Source organism: Rothia sp. P100 (genome assembly GCF_023712425.1).
Lineage (GTDB): Bacteria > Actinomycetota > Actinomycetes > Actinomycetales > Micrococcaceae > Rothia > Rothia endophytica.
Genome location: NZ_JAMAYG010000002.1, coordinates 72,761 through 90,799, shown reverse-complemented (window position 1 = coordinate 90,799; position 18,039 = coordinate 72,761). Strand labels below are relative to the sequence as shown.

Below are 18,039 nucleotides of genomic sequence, written 5' to 3'. Positions count from 1 at the left end.
TGGTTGCGGTCTTAAAATGCAGGGGGCGGGCCTCAAGGTGTGAAGCCCTCCCCGTGAGCACAAGCTATGAGTTGATCTGATTGACCAGGTCTGTCACTGCATCGATGAAAGCGTTACCGCGATCAGCGTAGGATGCAAACTGATCCATAGAAGCCGCGGCAGGAGCCATCAGCACGGTATCGTTCTGTTCAGAAATCTCGTGGGCTTTGGCGACCGCCAACTGCATAACGGCTACACCGTCTGTCTGGTTGGATAGCAGGACGCTCTGCGTCATGTTGTGGACGGGCACCTCGGGTGCGTGGCGGTCCAGTGCGGACTGCAGGGCATCGGTATCGGTGCCTATCATCACTACCGCTTTGAGGCGGTCCTTATGGTTTTGAACTAGCTCATCGTAAGTCACGCCTTTTGATAGGCCTCCGGCAACCCAGATGACCGGGCTAAAGGACGACAGTGAGGCGTTGGCAGCGTGGGGGTTGGTCGCTTTGGAGTCATTGACCCACAGCACCCCGTGAGTGTTAGCAACCAGCTGAATGCGGTGAGCTCCGGGCTCATAGTTTTGCAGGCCGGCTTTTACCTGTTCAGGGCTGATGCCGGCGGCTCGAGTGAGCGCGGCAGCAGCCAGAGCATTCTCAACGGTGTGCTTGGTGGGTAGCTGACCGGTATCAGAAACAGCTGCGATTTCAAGGGCCTGATGGCGGCGGTCATCCAAAAAAGCCCGGTCGACCAGCAGGCGATCAACCACACCGAACATTGATAACGCGGGGGTGTCGGCCCAAAAACCGATAGCTCGGCAGCCCTCAACCACATCAGCTTCTTCAACCATGCGCACGATTTCGTCCTGGTTGGCGTTGAAGATGCAGGCAACCTGTGTGTTCTCGTACACGCGGGCTTTGTCGGCCAGGTAGTTTGTGTAGCCCTCGTGCCAGTCCACATGATCCTCAGCTACATTCAGCACCACCGAGGCAAGGGGTGAGAGAGAGTAGGTCCAGTGCAGCTGAAAGCTGGAGAGTTCAACGGCAAAGAAGTCATATTCCACCGGGTCACGGAGGGCATCAAGAATGGGAGTGCCTACATTACCCACGGCGATGGCCTTGTGGCCAGCGGTCTGGAGGATGGATTCAGTCATCCCCACGGTGGTGGTTTTGCCATTGGTTCCGGTGATGCAGAGCCACTGGGCAGTCTTGCGTCCTTCGCGTTCGCGTACGCGCCAGGCCAGCTCAACGTCGCCCCAAATTTGAATCTTTTGGTCCCGGGCGTCGGCCAGGATGCCCAGCGCCGGTGGTAGGCCTGGGGAGGTCACCACTAGCTCGGCGGGCTGACCTTCAACCAGAGGCAGAGAGTCCATGGAACCTGCACCCAGCAGGGTCTTTGCTGCACCCACAATGCTCAAGGTGGTGGCTTTGGTCTGGTTGGCTTCGGTGTCGTTACCGTCCACCACCACAACGCGAGCGCCCAGTTCGATGAGGGTATCAGCAGCAGCGAAACCTGATACGCCTAGACCAGCTACAACGACGCGTAGCCCGGCCCAGTCTGAATCCCAGCTGGTCAAATGCTCAAGGCGGTCATAGGCATAGACCGGGTTTTCGTTATTAGCCTTCATTAGAAGGAGCCTCCATTACTCATGAGCCAGTCACCGTAGAAGATGCCCAGGGATACGGCAACAAAAAGACCGGCAAGAATCCAGAAGCGAACGACCACGTTAACTTCTGCCCAGCCCTTTAGTTCGAAGTGGTGTTGCAGGGGCGCCATGCGGAAGATTCGCTTGCCGCCGCTTATTTTGAAGTAGCCAACCTGCAGGATGACCGAGATAGCGATGATGACGAAAAGCCCTGCGATAATGGGCAGAAGCAGTTGGGTGCGGGTGATGATGGCAAAAGCAGCTAGGGCGCCGCCGAGGCCCAGCGAACCGGTGTCCCCCATGAAGATGGTTGCTGGTGAGGTGTTCCACCAGAGGAAGCCGATGAGAGCACCGATGAGGGATGCCGCTAGCATGGCCATCTGTCCGGAGGCAGGAACCTCGTAGCAGACGGTGTCCATGGGGGTAGGGGTGCAGAGGTGCTGCTGCTGCCACATAGAGATCAGCAGGTAGCCGCTAAAGACCAGAATCGCAGCTCCCGTAGCCAAGCCGTCGAGGCCGTCAGTGAGGTTTACAGCGTTGGTGGTTGCGGTGGCAATGAGGTTAGCCCAAATAATGAAGAGAAGCAGTAGAACAATGGGGCCGGCAAAACTTAGATCTAACCAGGAGATATCCCTGGTGAATGAAATTTTGCTGGAGGCAGGAGCCCAGCCGCGGTCGTCCTTGAAGAAGAGAGCGCCGGCCGCGAAGAGGGTGCCGATCAGCCCCTGTAAGACAATCTTGCCCTTGGGGGTCAGACCTTCGCTCTGCTTCTTCCAGATTTTCTTAAAATCATCGATGAAGCCAACACCGGCCATGCCCAGCATGAGGAACATGGCGAGCAAAACTGAAGCGGACGCTGCCCAGGAAGTACCAAAAATCGCTGCTGATAACCAGAGGGAAAAGAAGAAACCTAGCACCGTTGCCAGCATCATCATGACACCACCCATGGTGGGGGTGCCTCGCTTGGTCTGATGGGAGGTAGGGCCATCTTCGCGGATGAACTGGCCAAACTGCTGTTTCACCAGCCATTTGGTGTAAATCGGTGTTCCGACGATCGAGATGATCAAGCCGAAAGCTGCAGCCAACAGAATGGAAATCATACGGAGTCTGTTTCTTCCCGGTTATGAGTGTGTAGAAGTTGAAGGTGATGAGTCAGTTTCTTCACCATTGAATGAGTCTAGCGTGCCCACAAAGTCACCTGCGCTCAACCAAGATGCGGCGGTTGTCTCATCGGTGAGGGTTAGGTCGCCTTCGAAGTCAGCGACACGCTGGCCCAGCGCCCCTAAGCCAGCACCGTTGGATGACTTGAAGAGGACGATATCCCCAGGCTGAACCTCACCGTGAAGCAGTGAGAAAGCCTCTTCGGGGGTAGCTACCCAGGTTGCCTCATTACCCCATGAACCTTCAAGGTGGGCCGTGTTGTAGATGGGTTTAGCAACATCACCTACAGCGATAAGCTTTGAGATATTCATACGAACCGCGAGCTGACCAATACGATCATGCTCAAAGAGGGAACGCTCCCCCAGCTCTAGCATGGCACCCAAAACAGCCCAGGTGCGGTTGGTCGAGGGCAGTCGCCCTAGTTGGGCTAGAGTTTGCAGAGCAGCGGTCATGGACTCCGGGTTTGCGTTATAGGCATCGTTGATGATGGTAACGCCGTCTGAACGGTCAGTACGCTGCATGCGCCATTTGGAGGTAGCTTGCGCACTGTTCATTGCCTTAGCAATCTCCTCGGGTAAAACGCCGCAGTTATAGGCCACGGTTGCTGCAGCAAGGAGGTTGTAGACATGGTGCTCACCGATCAGCTTTGACTGAATCTCGGCACGTTCACCGTAGGGAAAGACCAGGGTAAAGAGCGGGCAGCCGGCATCATCGGTAGTGAGATTTTCAGCCACAATGCGTTTTTCTTCGACACCCGGGTTGACGCTGGTAGTCACCTCGGCTTCCTGCCCCTCTACACCGAAGTAGGTCACGGGTACGGACGCGCGGTTAATCATGCGGCGCACGCGGTAGTCGTCGATATTAAGTCCTAGGCCAGAAAGGACACCTTCTGCCATTTCGCCCTTAGTTGCTTCGATATTATCGACGCCGCCAAACTCCCCAGCGTGGGCTGTGCCCACTTTAAGCACTACGCCGTAGTCAGGTTGGATCATATCGGTGAGGTATTTGATGTTCCCCACATGATCGGCCCCCATCTCGATGACTAGGTAACGGGTATCTTCCTCAGCCCTGAAGACGGTTAGGGGCACGCCCACTTCTCCGTTGAAGGACCCCACGGGAGCGACGGTCTTACCTTTGGCGCCAAAAATGCTGGCTAGTAGATCTTTGGTTGTGGTTTTACCGGCTGAACCGGTAATACCCACCACGGTGATTTCTCCGCGAGCGCGCAGCCGCTTCACGATGTAAGCAGCGAGGCGTCCCATGGCTAAGACTACGTCGTCTACTAAGACCGAGGGGTAAAGCTCCCCGCTGTCAGCGGTCACTTCACGTTCAACTAGAGCCAGCGTAGCTCCAGCGGTGAAAGCTTGATGCAGGTAGTGGTGCCCGTCGGTTACTTCACCGGGCTTGGCCATGAAGAGAGTCTTGGCGCTCGCCTCTCGCGAGTCGGTCGTGGCCGAGGTGCAGGTAATGGTGTCCGCAGCTACAGTAGCAGCACCGAGTAGGGTACCTGCAACTGCCTCAGAAATCTCTTGGGCTGAAAGTTCAATCATAGGTTTACCTTTAGCTTTACTTTCGCTCGGTTGAGTAGGCTTCAAGCACGACAAAACCGGCTTCTTCTAGTGCTTTTGCAGTCTCAACCCTGTCATCAAGTTCAATATCGGTGCCTGCTACATCCTGGGCCACTTCGTGCCCTCGCCCTGCAATCAGAATGGAATCGGCAGGGCCTGCCAGGTTGATTGCTTCGGCAATTGCATGAGAGCGAGGCTCAAGGTTAAGAACCTGGCGAGCCCTAGCCCCGCCTTCAACTGCTGCTAGGGCGCCGGCCACTATAGCTTCGCGGATGGGGGCTGCCGCCTCACCGTGTGGGTCATCATCGGTAACCACCACAATATCTGCGTAGCTGGCTGCAATCTCACCCATGATGGGGCGCTTGGTCTGATCCCTTTCACCGGTGGCTCCAAAGACGATAATAATTTTGCCCTCAGAGCTAGCAGGTTCAATGGCCTCCAAAGCCCGCTTGAGAGCGTCGGGATTATGGGCGAAATCGACCAGAGCAGTGGGCGCCGTGGAAATTAGCTGCATGCGACCGGGGACTACGGGAGTGAGTGTTGCTGGGTCAGCCAAAACTTTTTTGATGAGTTCGCGCTCTGCACCATCACTGGCACTCTCATAAACCATGACTGCTGCCAGGGCAGCGTTGGAGACGTTGAAGTCAGCAGGTAGCTGGGTTGATGTGGTCAGCATAGTGCCATCACCGCGCTGCACCGTGAAGGTATGCCCGATACCATGCCGGGCGACGTCCACCAGTGCCCAGTCCCCTGCCCCGCAATGAGCAGGCAGAGCAGTCAGACCGGCTCCGTGAGCTGTTGTCAGGCGGACAACGTTTTCTGCCCCCATCGCATCAGCGGCGCCCCGCGCCATTTTTTCGCCCCATTCATCGTCAACGGTAATGACGGCGCGGCGGGAGCGCTGAGGAGTGAAGAGCTCTGCCTTAGACTCAAAGTAGCTCTGCATGGTTCCGTGCTGATCAAGGTGATCCTGCGTCAAATTGGTAAAGCCTGAAATGTCATAGCGGATCCCATCAACCCTGCGGTAATCCAGCGCATGCGAGGAAACCTCCATCGCGGCTGCGGTGATGTTTTGCTCACGCATGAGTGCAATCAGGGAGTGGACGTGGGGCGATTCGGGGGTGGTGAGTTTTGAGGGAATAGCTTGCCCACCGGCGAGAATCTCGATGGTACCGATCAGACCGGTCGTGTGGTCCAGCGCCTTCATGATGGAATTAATCATGTAGGTGGAGGTTGTTTTACCGTTGGTACCTGTCATGGCAAAGAGCCGGGGCGCGCTACCGTCATCAGGCTGAGAATTATAGATGCGCGCTGACAGAGGCCCCACTGCCCGGCGCAGGCCTTCACAGATGATAATGCCGAAGTTATCGGGTATATCAGTGCTGGCTTGCGCGATTTCTAGCCCTTCAGCATCCGTCAGCAGCGCCGAGGCGTCCAGCTTCAGGGCAGCTTCAACAAAGGAAGCTCCGTGTGCTTTCGCCCCACCCAGTGCAACGTAGAGATCGCCCTCTTGAACTTCTCGGGAGTCCATAGTGAGGCCGGTTATGACGCGAGTGCCTTGTAGTTCACGGGCGGTGAGATCTTGCTCTGCCAACCACTGCACCACCTGTGCAGGGGTGCAACCAGCGACCTGCGCAGGGCGCAGGGTTTGAGCATTACCTACGAGGTTCTTCTTCTCGGTCATTGGTTCACCCTCCGTTAGCAGTAAGAGCGGAAGTGCCCGCCTGGCGTTCAAAACTGTTCTTCAACACGGTCTACTTTAGCCGGTTTCATCGTGACCCTCAGCAAACTTGGGAGTTTCAGTAGGTTCACTGGTCGATCGAGGCACCTTATAGGTATGCAGCACTTTCTCCATGATTTGGGAGAACTGTGCCGTTGTGCCGGCAAGACCAACTGCAGAAGCCGTAGTTTTAGGTCGATGCATGGTAACAGACACCAAGAAGCGAGGGTTTTCGGTGGGGGCAACACCAACAAAGGATGTGGTCCACCCGTCATAGACTGCAGAGCCTTCCCCTACGTTTTCAGCGGTACCGGTCTTACCTGCCACCCTGTAGCCTTCAACCTGGGCTGCTTCAGCACCGCCCTGATAGACCACAGCTTCCATGACCTGTAGGGTCTTGCGCGCCGTCTCTTCACTAATTACCCGCTGCCCTTCAGCTACAGGAAGCACTTCTTCGGTGCCGTCGGTATCAATGATGGCATCAATAATTCGGGGCTTAAGTTTGATCCCTTTGTTAGCGACCGTCTGGAAAATAAGGGAGGTTTGAAGCGCACTTTGTGCCAAGCCCTGACCAAAGAGAACCGTGTACTGCTGGCGGATATCCCATTCTCGCCAGTCAGCAACGAGCCCCTGCGACTCACCGGTTAGTTCAACGCCGGTGTACTCACCCATACCAAATTTTTTGAGCCAGTTGTACCGCTGCTCGCGGCTGAGTTCGCTACCCATCATGACTGTTCCGGTATTCATCGAGTTAGCGATGATACCTGCAACGGTGCGCTTCTGGGCGGGGTGGGTAAAGGCGTCAGTGATGGTCTGCCCTTCGATTTCTAGCTGAGCTGGCACGTCATAAACCGTTTCAGGCTCAGCTAGCCCCTCTTCGAAGACCGCGGCGGTGGTCAGAATTTTCTCAGTGGAACCGGGTTCAAAGACCTGGCTCAGAGCGCGGGAATTCATATCAGCCAACTCAAAACGCTCGGCACCTGGGTCCATGGTTGAGGAATCTGCTAGAGCCAGCAAGGAGCCATCGCGCACGTCCATGACGATAGCTGTTCCCCACTCAGCCTTCAGCTCTTTGGCACGCGCTTTGACAACCTGCTGGGCAAAATACTGAATGTCCTGATTAATCGTCAGTCGAACGTTCTTGCCGTCTACCGCTGGGGTCATCTGCTCATCACCGATAGGGATGCGAACACCGTCGGCTGAAATCTCATAGATACGCTTACCATCGCTACCCGCCAGGTGCTCGTGCATGGTGCGTTCGATACCCACCGAGTTGTTACGGGTGCGGGTTTCTGTGCTATCGGGGGCAACCGGCTCTTCAATGATGCTGAATCGGCCAACGACCGACCCCGCGACCTCACCATTGGGGTACTTACGGTCAGAGAGAATCTCACCGTAGATAAAGGGCGCGCCCAGAGCCTGGACCTTGTTGTAGACAGCCGGAGTTACGTTTTGCTTGATAATCCGGTACTTAAGATCACCATCGAGAGCGTTCTTAACGTCGGTATCGCTCATTTGAAGGATGTCGGCAAGCTCGTACACTAGCTCGGTGGGGCTCATCTCCACTGCTTCGTCGCTACCCTCTTGGTAGCGACGAAAAGGGCCGACGGCACTTTGGTCAACCGTGATGTTATAGCGCTGTACGCTGCGGGCCATAACATGCCCGTTGATATCAAGAATCTCACCGCGTAGAGCGGGGACCGTGAGCTCACGCATGCGCTTCTCGCGAGCCTCATCAGCCAAGCCATTCGGATCAAGCCCCTGCAGATAAGCCAACCTCACTCCTAAAAGAGCAAGACCTCCGGTTGCCACAGTCCCGGTGAGAAACCCACGTCTACCCACGGTACGCTTGATAGACCCGATGGGGTCTTGGCTGTTCTTACCGCTCATAGGTTCCCCTTCATGCTCGTGCGGTGGTTGAAGCGCTGGAACGGAACGCTCCAAGCAGACTTAAGGCAAAAAAGTGCCTTACCTTCTTAGCGGTCGGCGGGTGCCTGTGTTGGCTGAGCCGATGATGTAGGAGCTGCAGAGGCGCTAGCCGTGGCACTCGCTGAAGCCTTAGCTTCAGTCTCCTTAGCTTCTACCTCCTTAGCTTCTGCTTCCTTCTTTTTACGCTCTTCCTCAGCACGAATACTGGCTTCTTCGTAAGCCTGCGTGTCAGCAAGTGCCGGAGGTGCAATAAGGTTATCGGTTGCCTCTGAAGGCTCCTGCGCAGCCATAGGAACACCGGAAATCTCACCGGTTGAAAGGTTAATAGTTGCTCTGCTAGGTGAAGTGACCATGCCCAGCTGACTTGCGCGAATGGCCAGGTCCTGGGGTGCCTGATGAAACTCAATTTCTTGAGCTAAGGCTTCATTCTGCTGTGAAAGAGCCTGCTCGGTAGCACGCAATTCAACGAGGTCATACTGGCGAGAGGCCATGGTGATGCTCAACCCCAATACAATCAGCAAAGCTAAGAGCATAGCTCCCAAGCCCAGAAAAACCCTCCATCGGTTGGACTGGCTACGGGTAGCCAGAGCACGCGAAAGCGGCCTGCGCTGTTCTTTGCCTGGCTCAGGTCGCTGATCAGGGACGACGGACAGGTGTGGTCTGCTAGCCCTAGCATCGTCTGCTGTGGTGGGGAATCTGGGTTCGGCGCTCATCGGGGTGCCTTTGTCACTTTAATTTTCTCAACTGCACGTAGCTTGGCAGAAGCTGCACGCGAGTTCTCTTCAATTTCGCTCTCTGTAGGTGGTTCAGCACCGCGAGTAATAATTTTGAGCTCCGGCTTGTGCTCTTCAAGTTCTACCGGGAAACCCTTAGGAGCACTTGAGGTGGCTCTTGCGGTAAAGGCTCTCTTAACGATTTTATCTTCGAGGCTGTGGTAGCTCATAGCCACACACCGCCCGCCCAGGTTGAGGGCCAAAATAGCTTCGGGAATAGCCCGTTCGAGGGCATCCAGCTCATGGTTTACCTCGATACGCAGAGCCTGAAAGGTGCGCTTAGCCGGGTGCCCACCCTTACGCTGGGCAGCCACAGGAACAGCCTGCTGTATCACTTTGACCAGTTCACCGGTCGTCTCAAAGGGCTTAGTTACTCGCGCGGCCACAATTTTCTGCGCAATGCGAGAAGCGAATTTTTCTTCACCCCACTGGCGAATGATGCGGCGAAGCTCAAATTCTTCGTACTCGTTAACTACAGCAGCCGCAGTGAGTTCTTCAGTGCTGTCCATACGCATATCAAGGGGGGCATCGTAAGAGTAGGCGAAGCCTCTTTCACGCTCGTCCAATTGCATGGAGGACACCCCTAGGTCAAACAAAACGCCGTCTACCTCGGTCACACCGGCTTCTGCCATCGCCCGAGGGATCTCATCATAGACAGCGTGGACCGGGATAAAACGGTCACCAAAACGCTGGAGGCGCTCGCCTGCCAGCTGATGTGCCATCAAATCACGGTCAATACCGATGAGGGTCAGGTCGGGGAAGCGATCTAACATAGCTTCAGAGTGGCCCCCCATACCCAGGGTTCCATCAATCACCACAGCCTGAGGGCGAGAAATAGCCGGCGCCAACAAATCAAGGCATCGGTCCAGCATGACCGGTACGTGCCTGTCCTTGGCATCTTTGCCAGTCTGAGGGTAATGCGCCTCGGTCACTGTCTCACTCCTTAGCTGTTTCTAGGTTCATAGTTTTTTTGCTACAGCAAAATGCCAGGTAGCAGGTCATCATCTGTTTCCGAGAAGGACTGTTCCTGTGCTTCTAGGTATGCTGCCCAGGCAGCTGAATCCCAAATTTCAGCTCGCGATCCTGCGCCGATAACGGTCAGCTCGCGAGTCAAACCCGCGTACTCTCTAAGATTCTGAGGGATTGTAACGCGGCCTTGCTTGTCCAGCGCTTCATCAGAAGCTCCGGAAAGAAAGACACGAATATAATCCCTGGCCTGCTTAGAAGACAGCGGTGCGCTGCGTAATTGCTCATGAATACGCTCAAATTCAGCAACGGTAAAAACATAGATGCAACGTTCTTGCCCACGAGTCAAAATGACCCCCGGCTCAAGTTGTTCACGGAATTTCGCCGGCAAAATGACCCTGCCCTTAACGTCCAAGCGCGGCGTGTGCGTCCCAAGAAACACATACACCACCACCTTTACTTGCCGAGTTCAGTTACTACAGCCCACACGAAACTACACTCATGTTGTTCTATTCCCTCCACTTTACTCCACTCCACTCCACACATATGCCTAAAAGGGCAATTTCGTGAGCATTTTGAGAGTTTTCACAAGGAAGACGTAAAAGAACGGTGGCGATCTAACCTAAGTTAGATCGCCACCGCTGAGAAAAATTGCTCACGAACAGGCGTCAGCTGCTATTTCCCGCCCCTTTTTAGATACGGGGCCCTTCCTGGCGTTCATCCCATTTATTTTCAAGGTTTTGCATAAAACCGCTCTTAGGAGATTTCTGTGACGAAGGGCTTTTCTGTCCAGCGGCAGCAGGTGTCTTTGGTTTGAGCGTTGCGAAATAAACCCCACCAGCGGCCATCAGAAAACCTAGTACCCCAACAATAATGAGTTTGGTCGCCACACCTGCAATGATGACCCCTAGCCCGATTACCGCAATGAGAGCACCCAAGGCTAGGTTCCGAGGCGAGGAAACCTGCGGACCAGCCCCAAAGACCTGCGGCTCAGATTCAACAGGAATTGATGAGGTGAAAGCGGGGTCATCGCTGAGTTGCTTCTCAAGCTGAGAAAGCAGTTCCTGTTCACGTTCTGAAAGCGCCATGAGGGTCTCCTTGTTTGCGGGCAACTAGCCGTTAAACCAAGTATGCAAGAAGCATAAGGTCAATACCGGATTTGCTGAGTGTGACTTTATTTTAGCGGGTGAGCCTGAGTAGACACTAGGAAACAGGCTAAGTTACGTAACCGACGGTCATTGCTCTGGGGGTGGGTGCAACAAGCGGGCAGGCAATAGCCCCCTAGAGCCAAACTTAGCATGAATCCGATCCATAGTTTCTTCAGCTTCAAGCCAGTGTGCACTCGCTTCAGGCACCGACTGCGTGAGGCTTGTTTCAAGGAGCGCAAGTTGCACTCCCGCACCGCTATCTTCTAATTTCTCGGCACGGACTCCTAAGAGCCTAAATGCCCTGGGGGCATCACCTGCTGGATCAAGGAAATCTAGTTGGTGAAGCTGCTTCATCACCGCCTCGTACATCGCTTTGCCGGAGGACGTTGGGGCGTCGAGCGGGCAGGCTCGTGCCAGGGTTTCAAAATCAGAGAACCTGATTTTCAAACTGAGGGTGCGGGTTTGCCGGTGAGCCGTTCGCAGTCTGCGAGCCACCTTAAGGCATAGGTGATAGACCGCTTGAGAGATATGTTCAGACTCGGTGACATCGACGGAGAAGGTGTGCTCAGCGCCCATGGATTTTTCTTCCCGGTGTGTCACCACCGGGCGGGGGTCCACGCCACGTGCCATGGCGTACAGATGTGCCCCTGCCGATTGGCCAAATTTTAACTGCAACCAGGGAAGTTCGTATTCCCTGAGTTGCTGTACGGTGTGAATGCCAAGACTCTCCAGTGCTGCTTCACTTTTCTTGCCCACGCCCCATAGATTGCCCACGGGGAGGGGATCTAAGAACTCTTGCACCCTGGACGGTGGAACCACCCAGAGACCGTTAGGCTTGCTACCGGTTGACGCCATTTTGGCAATAAATTTAGTGGAAGAAATACCCACTGAGCTGGGTAAGTTAAGTTCCCCAGCTATTCGATCCCTGGCTTTTTGCGCAATGAAGGCAGGGCTCCCCTGCGTGCGGACGACGCCGGTCAAATCAACAAAGGCTTCATCGACACTCACCTGCTCCACACGGTCTGTGATGTCCCGCAGAATATCCATGACCCTGGCTGAGTAGTCCCTGTAGTGGGCTGACGGCTCAACAATGGTGGCGCCGGGGCACATCTGTTTAGCTCGCGCTAGAGGCATGGCTGAGCCTACCCCGTAGCGTCTTGCCTCATAGGAAGCCGAAAGCACGACCGACCGCGGGGAATCGTGAGCCACAATGATTTTCTGTCCCCGCAATTCCGGTCTACTCAGAAGCTCGACGTTGACGAAAAAGGCATCCATATCAAGATGCATGATGATGGGGTGAGGGGGGCGTGCGGTGGTATCGCCACGATGGTGTACTGCCACTAACTCCCCTCACTTCATTCGAATATATATTCTATTCAATCACATCTCCTTCACCCCTGTAAACCTCTTACATTTCTTCTCACTGGCGCCCTTCCGCTATGCGGTAGGAGGTTGGTGCGCTATCTAATAAACTGGGTGTCAAACCCCGTATTCCAAAGCAAGGGATTGTAATGACCACCCACACCTCCCTATCCACCATTGAGCAAGAACAGCGCGCCTATCTTGAGGCTCTTGAAGCCGAAATGCAATTGTTCTTTGACGAACAGGGTGAGCTAATGGCTGAGGTTTCGGCAGAGACTCTGCCCATTCTTGACGCCATTAAGAAGCTATCGACCGGCGGCAAAAGACTGCGAGCGCTCCTCGCTTACTGGGGCTTCCGAGGTGCCGGTGGGCAAGCTGATGACCCCATCATTATCAAGGCGGGTCTGGCCATTGAGCTTTTCCAGTCAGCTGCTCTTATTCACGATGACATCATTGATGCTTCCGATACACGCCGCGGTGCTCCCAGCGTCCACCGGCAATTTGAGGCTACGCACCGGCAGCAGGGCTTCAAAACATCACCTGAAGCTTACGGCGTCTCAAGCGCTATTCTGACCGGGGATATGTGTCTTTCTTGGTCTGAGATGGCCTTCTCATCTATCCCCCAGGCCGGCGCTCATTCTGAGGCTCGCCATATTTTTAACCTGATGCGCACTGAAGTTATGGCAGGGCAGTACCTGGATATTGTGAGTGAAGTGGTTCATGTTGAGAGCCCGCAGGTGGCGCTGGAGCGCGCTCTCAATGTCATCCGCTATAAGGCTGCTAAGTACACCTGTGAGCACCCCCTGGCCTTAGGCGGCGCCCTTGGTTTAGGTACCGCCCACGGAGAGCCCTCCCCCCTGATTGACCATTACCGAACCTTCGCCTTGCCACTGGGTGAAGGATTCCAGATGCGTGATGATGAGTTGGGAGTGTTCGGGGAACCTGAAGTGACGGGTAAGCCCGCTGGCGATGATCTTCGAGAGGGTAAGCGCACGGTTCTCACCGCTTACACAGCCATGCTAGCCAACAGTGCTGACCACGATTTCTTAGAATCCTCTTTGGGCAATCAGCAGCTGACGCTCACAGATATAGCCCGGCTACAGGAGCTTATCCGAGTTTCTGGCGCTCTGGACGCCGTGGAACAACTGATTGAAGAAAAAAGCCAACAGGCGTTGGGGGCACTGGCGACCTTGCAGGTCAGTGAGCATGTGCGAACAGCCCTGGAGGCCATCGCTGCTAAAGCGCTGAAGCGCTCAGCCTAAGGTAGCCCAGCCATTAAGAATCCCGCTTGCACGTTCGTGCAAGCGGGATGTGATCTATTTACCAGGCGAGGGCTGATGCGCGGCGTCTAATTTCGGTTTTGCGTCCATTAATCAGAGCGTCGATGGGGCGACCGGGCAACGAATCGTCCTCGGTGTAAAGCCAGACGATGGCTTCTTCATCGGTGAAGCCAGAATCATCAAGGACAGTCAGGGTGCCCTTGAGGGACTCAAGCATGCTGTTCTCTCGCATGAACAGGGCAGGAACCTTACGTACGCTGGTTTCCGGGTCGCGCACAGCGAGGAGGCTGCGCTCAGAAATCAGGGTGTGCACTCGGGTCACTTTAAGATCGAGCATCTCGGCGATATCGGGGATGGTTAGCCAGTCCCCCACGAGAGCCATTACTTCAGGTGTTGTCTTTTCTTCACTCACCCCTCCATTTTGCACCAAAGCTGCGCACAAAGCGAGACAGCTCTGATCCAGATTCCCCGCCAGTACCCAGAATTCACCCGTAAAATGAGTGGGTGATATCTGAGAACTCTAACAGTGCCCCCTGGTTGACCGGCACCGTCTTTGCCGGTCGATATGAAGTCGGCCAGCTCATTGCCCGCGGCGGGATGGCTGAGGTTTACCATGCGGTAGATTTATGGTCCAACAACCCGGTAGCCGTTAAGGTACTGCTGCCACACCTATCCTCCGACACTGCACAGCGGCAAAAATTCTTTAGAGAGGGTAATGCCCTCGGCAAGATTCACCATGAGCACGTGGTGGGGGTGGTTCAGGACGGCACCCAGCAGGTCCACGGTCAAGAGATCATGTTCCTGGTCTTAGAGTATGTGCACGGCTGCACCCTCGCCCAACTACTCACCCTGCGCCCTGTGCTGAGCGTAGGTGAGATGCTTGAGATTATGATGCCTACCGTTGAAGGGCTGTCAGAAGTTCACGCACACCGCCTGATCCACCGTGATATCAAACCTGCCAACGTACTTCTTGAAGATAGCAACAGGGGCATCAAGTTATCTGACTTTGGGCTGACACGGCGCACCGACCAGCAGTGGACCGGTGAGCTCATGGGTACCCCAGCCTATGTTGCTCCCGAGATTATGGACCCGGTGGCTGCTGTGGGTGCTCCTGCCGATATTTTCGCGGTGGGAGTCATGATGTACCGTATGCTGACCGGCAGACTCCCCTTCCCCGGTCTGGGCAACGATCAGCAGGTTCTCTATCACAACATTAATTCTGAGATCCCTTCAGTCTCGGTGATAGCGCCGGGTATTAGTTCAGATATTACGGGGGTGGTGAGCTGGTGCACCCGCAGAGCTGTTAAAGACCGCCCTCAGGACGCCGCGGAGCTCTTCCGCGCGCTGCGCGATATTTCCGCCCGCATGGGTGCAGCCGAGAGAAGCTACCGCGCCGAGCTGGTAGAACCTCCCATCACCGAGCTGTGGCAGGACGTCACCGATATTGCCGAGAAATCGGGAATGACCAAGGCCTACAGGTCAACCCCTATTACAGGGTTTGGTAACGCCGATGATTTGCTCCATGACGATATCGAGGGCCATCTTTCAGAACATGAACAGGGGGTAATAGCTGCTGCTCAGGAAGAAAGCCAGGTCTATAAGCCCACCCGGATCTCCGGCGTGGGGCCACTGACTCAAAGCCAAGCTGCCGGTGAGGCAACTGAGTATGATGACGCCTCTCACTCCCCTGATGAGACTCTCTTCTGGGACGTTGCTCAAGACCCTGATGCCACGACGACTTTTTCTGCTGCACGAGCGCGAGCAGAGAAGGAGGCAGAAGAGAGGGCTCAGCAGCAGCGAGAGGGTTTTAGCCCTATCAGTGGTAGCTATAACCCGCGCAGACACCCTGCACCGCAACCTCAGCACCAGCACTCGGACGCTTCGCGGGTGCAGCCGCCGATCATCAATGAAGCTGAACGGCGCCGTGCGCAGACCCCATGGAGAACCCCACTCAGCCCGATTGCACTCATTATCATCATGGTCACCGGGCTGGTGGGGTTTACAGTGGCTGGTTTTGCCGGCTGGTGGCTAGCAGGTCTTCTTTACTAGCACTTGGATACTAGCGTTTAGCCAGGTACTCTGCGACCTGGAACGCAATTTCCAGGGACTGCTGGTGGTTCAGGCGCGGGTCACAGAGAGTTTCGTAGCGGTCAGCGAAGGAAGATTCCTCGATGGGATCAGAGCCGCCCAAGCACTCTGCAACGTCATCACCGGTCATTTCGACGTGGATGCCGCCGGGGAAGGTTCCCAGTGCCTCGTGCACCTCAAAGAAGCCGCGGATCTCGTCGATGACGTCGTCGTAGCGGCGGGTTTTGAAGCCTGAAGGAACAGAGATGGTGTTGCCGTGCATGGGATCGGCTACCCACACCACCTTGGCCCCTTCGCGCTGAACTCCCTCAACGATAGCGGGCAGGTTCTCGCGAATCTTATCCGCACCCATGCGGGTGATGAAGGTCAGACGGCCGGGTTCGCGGTTGGGGTCAAGCTTGTCAATCAGCGCCAAGGCGTCATCAGCGGTGGTGGTGGGGCCAAGCTTCACACCGATGGGGTTGCGCACCTTGGAGAGGAAGTTGACGTGGGCATCCTCCAGGCCGCGGGTGCGTTCACCGATCCACAAGAAGTGGGCGGAGGTGTCGTAGGGCTGGTAGGTGCGGGAGTCAATGCGGGTCAGTGCACGCTCAAAGTCAAGAAGCAGGGCCTCGTGCCCGGTGTACACATCGGTGTCTTTGAAGGGTGCAAAGTCAGCGCCGCAGGCTTCCATGAATTTGATGGCACGGTCGATTTCAGCAGCCAACGATTCGTAGCGAGCGTGAGCCGGGTTAGCTGTAAAGCCTTTGTTCCAGGAGTTCACCGAACGCAAATCGGCAAAGCCACCCTTGGTGAAAGCCCTAATCAGATTCAGGGTTGAGGCGCTGGTGTGGTAGCCAGTGAGCATACGGTTGGGGTCATGGATGCGCGAGTTCTCATCGAAGTCAAACCCGTTCACCATTTCGCCGCGGAAAGACGGCAGGGTGATGCCCTCACGCGTCTCATCGTTGGATGAACGTGGCTTGGAGAACTGGCCAGCCATACGCCCCATCTTGACGACCGGCATAGAAGCACCGTAGGTAAGAACTACAGCCATCTGCAGCAGAGTTTTGACGCGCCCAGAAATCTTATCTGCAGTGGCACCAGCGAAAGTTTCAGCGCAGTCACCACCCTGCAACAAGAAGGCTTCACCGTTAGCCACACGAGCTAGGTCAGAGCGCATCTGATCCACTTCACCAGCGAAGACGAGCGGTGGAACAGCACTGAGTTCATTTATTACGGAAGTAAAGTCTTTGTGCTCAGCCCACTGCGGGTGCTGATGAATAGTGAGTGAGCGCCACTCTTCGAGCTCTGGGAAGTCGTTGGTGGTGGGTACAGCGCCGGGTAGGGTCACGGTGCGCTCCTTGTCAGCTGAGAGGGCGTCTGCCCGCGGATATAAGGGTGTCTCTAAGTTTAGGCGGTCTGAGGTGCGAACCAAGAATCGTCCGTTATGTAGGACATGTTGCGTTCATCCTAAGAGGACTATTCCCCGGGCTGTTACCGGCTCACTAGCTGATCTGACGCTTGAAGGGCCGTCAGTCCCTGGCTTTCCATCAGTTTCTTAACATCACCTGCATACACCGGCACGATGGCTCGCCCGGTCATTTCGCTGATACGCTGCATGACAATGTCTGCCAGCTCCCTAGCGGCCGCCCAGTCGTCTTCCTTGCCTAAGTATGTAGAGGTATCGATGGGTTCACCGATGATGGTCTTGATACGAATGGGCTGACCTTTAGTGTTTTTGAGGCGCAATTTATTGGAACCTGGCGCCTGCACCTCTTCGTTACCGAACTGGGCAACGGGAACAATGGGTACGCCTGCTGCGATGGCAAGCCGCGCAACACCCACCTTGGCGCGGTAGAGACGGGCATCAGGGCTTCGAGTGCCTTCGGGGTAGATTCCCACCAGTTTGCCCTCCTTCAGCGCATCGATAGCGCGCTGCAAGGACGCGGTGGACGCCGCTCCTCCGGTTCGGTCCATGGGTAGCTGACCCACTTCCGTAAAGAACCACTTCATCATACGACCTTTGAGGCCGGGGGTGGTGAAGTAGTCGTTTTTAGCGAGAAAGAAAACCTGACGAGGTGCAGCCAGCGGAAGGAAAATGGAGTCGATGAAGGAGACGTGATTACTGGCTAGAATGGCCCCGGAATCAGCAGGGATGTTATGAGCTCCCACTACCTCGTGATGGTAGAGCTTGGTCAGCAGGGGTTTGAGCACGGTATGTAGCTGGTTGTACATGGAGTTTCCTCGAAGGGGTCAGTTGTATTTGCTGTCTATTCTAAGACTGTTACTCATCTATTGAGAGCCAGCTATTTTCAGCTGTCGGCACGCGTAATGAGTTCATCAGCTCCTTGCTGGTAAAGGTAAAATTTATTGAAGTATCATCCTACTCACACCCCGGGCAACGCTCGGGCACAACCTCAGCCCGCAGTTGCGGGTGCTATCTT

General features: G+C 55.4%; 15 protein-coding genes. 2 read left to right on the top strand and 13 right to left on the bottom strand.

Annotated elements, in window-relative coordinates; translation table 11 throughout:
* Positions 1-64 precede the first annotated feature (64 nt).
* The 10 genes from murD to dinB form a co-directional block, all read right to left on the bottom strand.
* Positions 65-1,600 carry a UDP-N-acetylmuramoyl-L-alanine--D-glutamate ligase gene (murD, locus tag M3668_RS05330; protein ID WP_251379785.1) on the bottom strand — a complete coding sequence of 512 codons (1,536 nt, stop codon included), beginning with the start codon at positions 1,598-1,600 and terminating at the stop codon, positions 65-67.
* Positions 1,600-2,718, bottom strand: a complete 1,119-nt coding sequence (gene mraY, locus M3668_RS05325; protein ID WP_251379784.1) for a phospho-N-acetylmuramoyl-pentapeptide-transferase — start codon at positions 2,716-2,718, stop codon at positions 1,600-1,602. The genes murD and mraY overlap by 1 nt, the downstream gene beginning before the upstream one ends.
* Before the next feature lie 21 nt (positions 2,719-2,739).
* Positions 2,740-4,329 (bottom strand): UDP-N-acetylmuramoyl-tripeptide--D-alanyl-D-alanine ligase, encoded by a 1,590-nt coding sequence (locus M3668_RS05320; protein ID WP_251379783.1) that lies wholly within the window; start codon positions 4,327-4,329, stop codon positions 2,740-2,742.
* A 16-nt stretch (positions 4,330-4,345) separates the two neighbouring features.
* Positions 4,346-6,031, bottom strand: a complete 1,686-nt coding sequence (locus tag M3668_RS05315) for a Mur ligase family protein (protein ID WP_251379782.1) — start codon at positions 6,029-6,031, stop codon at positions 4,346-4,348.
* A 75-nt stretch (positions 6,032-6,106) separates the two neighbouring features.
* On the bottom strand, positions 6,107-7,957 hold the full coding sequence (locus M3668_RS05310) for a peptidoglycan D,D-transpeptidase FtsI family protein (protein ID WP_251379781.1): 1,851 nt from the start codon (positions 7,955-7,957) through the stop codon (positions 6,107-6,109).
* Positions 7,958-8,043: 86 nt separating this feature from the next.
* A complete protein-coding gene (gene ftsL / locus M3668_RS05305; RefSeq protein WP_251379780.1) occupies positions 8,044-8,709 on the bottom strand; it encodes a cell division protein FtsL in 666 nt (221 codons plus the stop codon).
* The gene (gene rsmH / locus M3668_RS05300) at positions 8,706-9,701 is read right to left on the bottom strand and encodes a 16S rRNA (cytosine(1402)-N(4))-methyltransferase RsmH (RefSeq protein ID WP_345447245.1); all 996 of its coding nucleotides are present in this window, start codon (positions 9,699-9,701) and stop codon (positions 8,706-8,708) included. The genes ftsL and rsmH overlap by 4 nt, the downstream gene beginning before the upstream one ends.
* Before the next feature lie 41 nt (positions 9,702-9,742).
* Positions 9,743-10,177, bottom strand: a complete 435-nt coding sequence (mraZ, locus tag M3668_RS05295) for a division/cell wall cluster transcriptional repressor MraZ (protein ID WP_251379779.1) — start codon at positions 10,175-10,177, stop codon at positions 9,743-9,745.
* A gap of 250 nt (positions 10,178-10,427) precedes the next feature.
* A complete protein-coding gene (locus M3668_RS05290) occupies positions 10,428-10,823 on the bottom strand; it encodes a DUF3040 domain-containing protein (RefSeq protein ID WP_251379778.1) in 396 nt (131 codons plus the stop codon).
* A 147-nt stretch (positions 10,824-10,970) separates the two neighbouring features.
* Entirely contained in the window at positions 10,971-12,224 is a 1,254-nt protein-coding gene (gene dinB, locus M3668_RS05285; protein WP_251379777.1) for a DNA polymerase IV, read from the bottom strand.
* Between the two features lie 170 nt (positions 12,225-12,394).
* Between dinB and M3668_RS05280 the strand changes: the two genes are divergently transcribed.
* Entirely contained in the window at positions 12,395-13,507 is a 1,113-nt protein-coding gene (locus tag M3668_RS05280) for a polyprenyl synthetase family protein (protein WP_251379776.1), read from the top strand.
* Between the two features lie 58 nt (positions 13,508-13,565).
* Here M3668_RS05280 and M3668_RS05275 read toward each other — a convergent pair whose 3' ends face one another.
* Complete coding sequence (locus tag M3668_RS05275) at positions 13,566-13,907, bottom strand: Rv2175c family DNA-binding protein (protein ID WP_251380153.1); 342 nt, start codon at positions 13,905-13,907, stop codon at positions 13,566-13,568.
* Positions 13,908-14,029: 122 nt separating this feature from the next.
* Here M3668_RS05275 and M3668_RS05270 point away from each other — a divergent pair, with 122 nt between their 5' ends.
* Complete coding sequence (locus M3668_RS05270) at positions 14,030-15,574, top strand: serine/threonine protein kinase (protein ID WP_251379775.1); 1,545 nt, start codon at positions 14,030-14,032, stop codon at positions 15,572-15,574.
* Between the two features lie 10 nt (positions 15,575-15,584).
* Here the strand turns inward: M3668_RS05270 and M3668_RS05265 are convergent, their stop codons facing one another.
* Entirely contained in the window at positions 15,585-16,946 is a 1,362-nt protein-coding gene (locus M3668_RS05265) for a class II 3-deoxy-7-phosphoheptulonate synthase (protein WP_251379774.1), read from the bottom strand.
* Positions 16,947-17,089: 143 nt separating this feature from the next.
* Positions 17,090-17,830: a lysophospholipid acyltransferase family protein gene (locus M3668_RS05260; RefSeq protein ID WP_251379773.1), complete on the bottom strand. Its 741-nt coding sequence runs from the start codon at positions 17,828-17,830 to the stop codon at positions 17,090-17,092.
* Positions 17,831-18,039 lie beyond the last annotated feature (209 nt).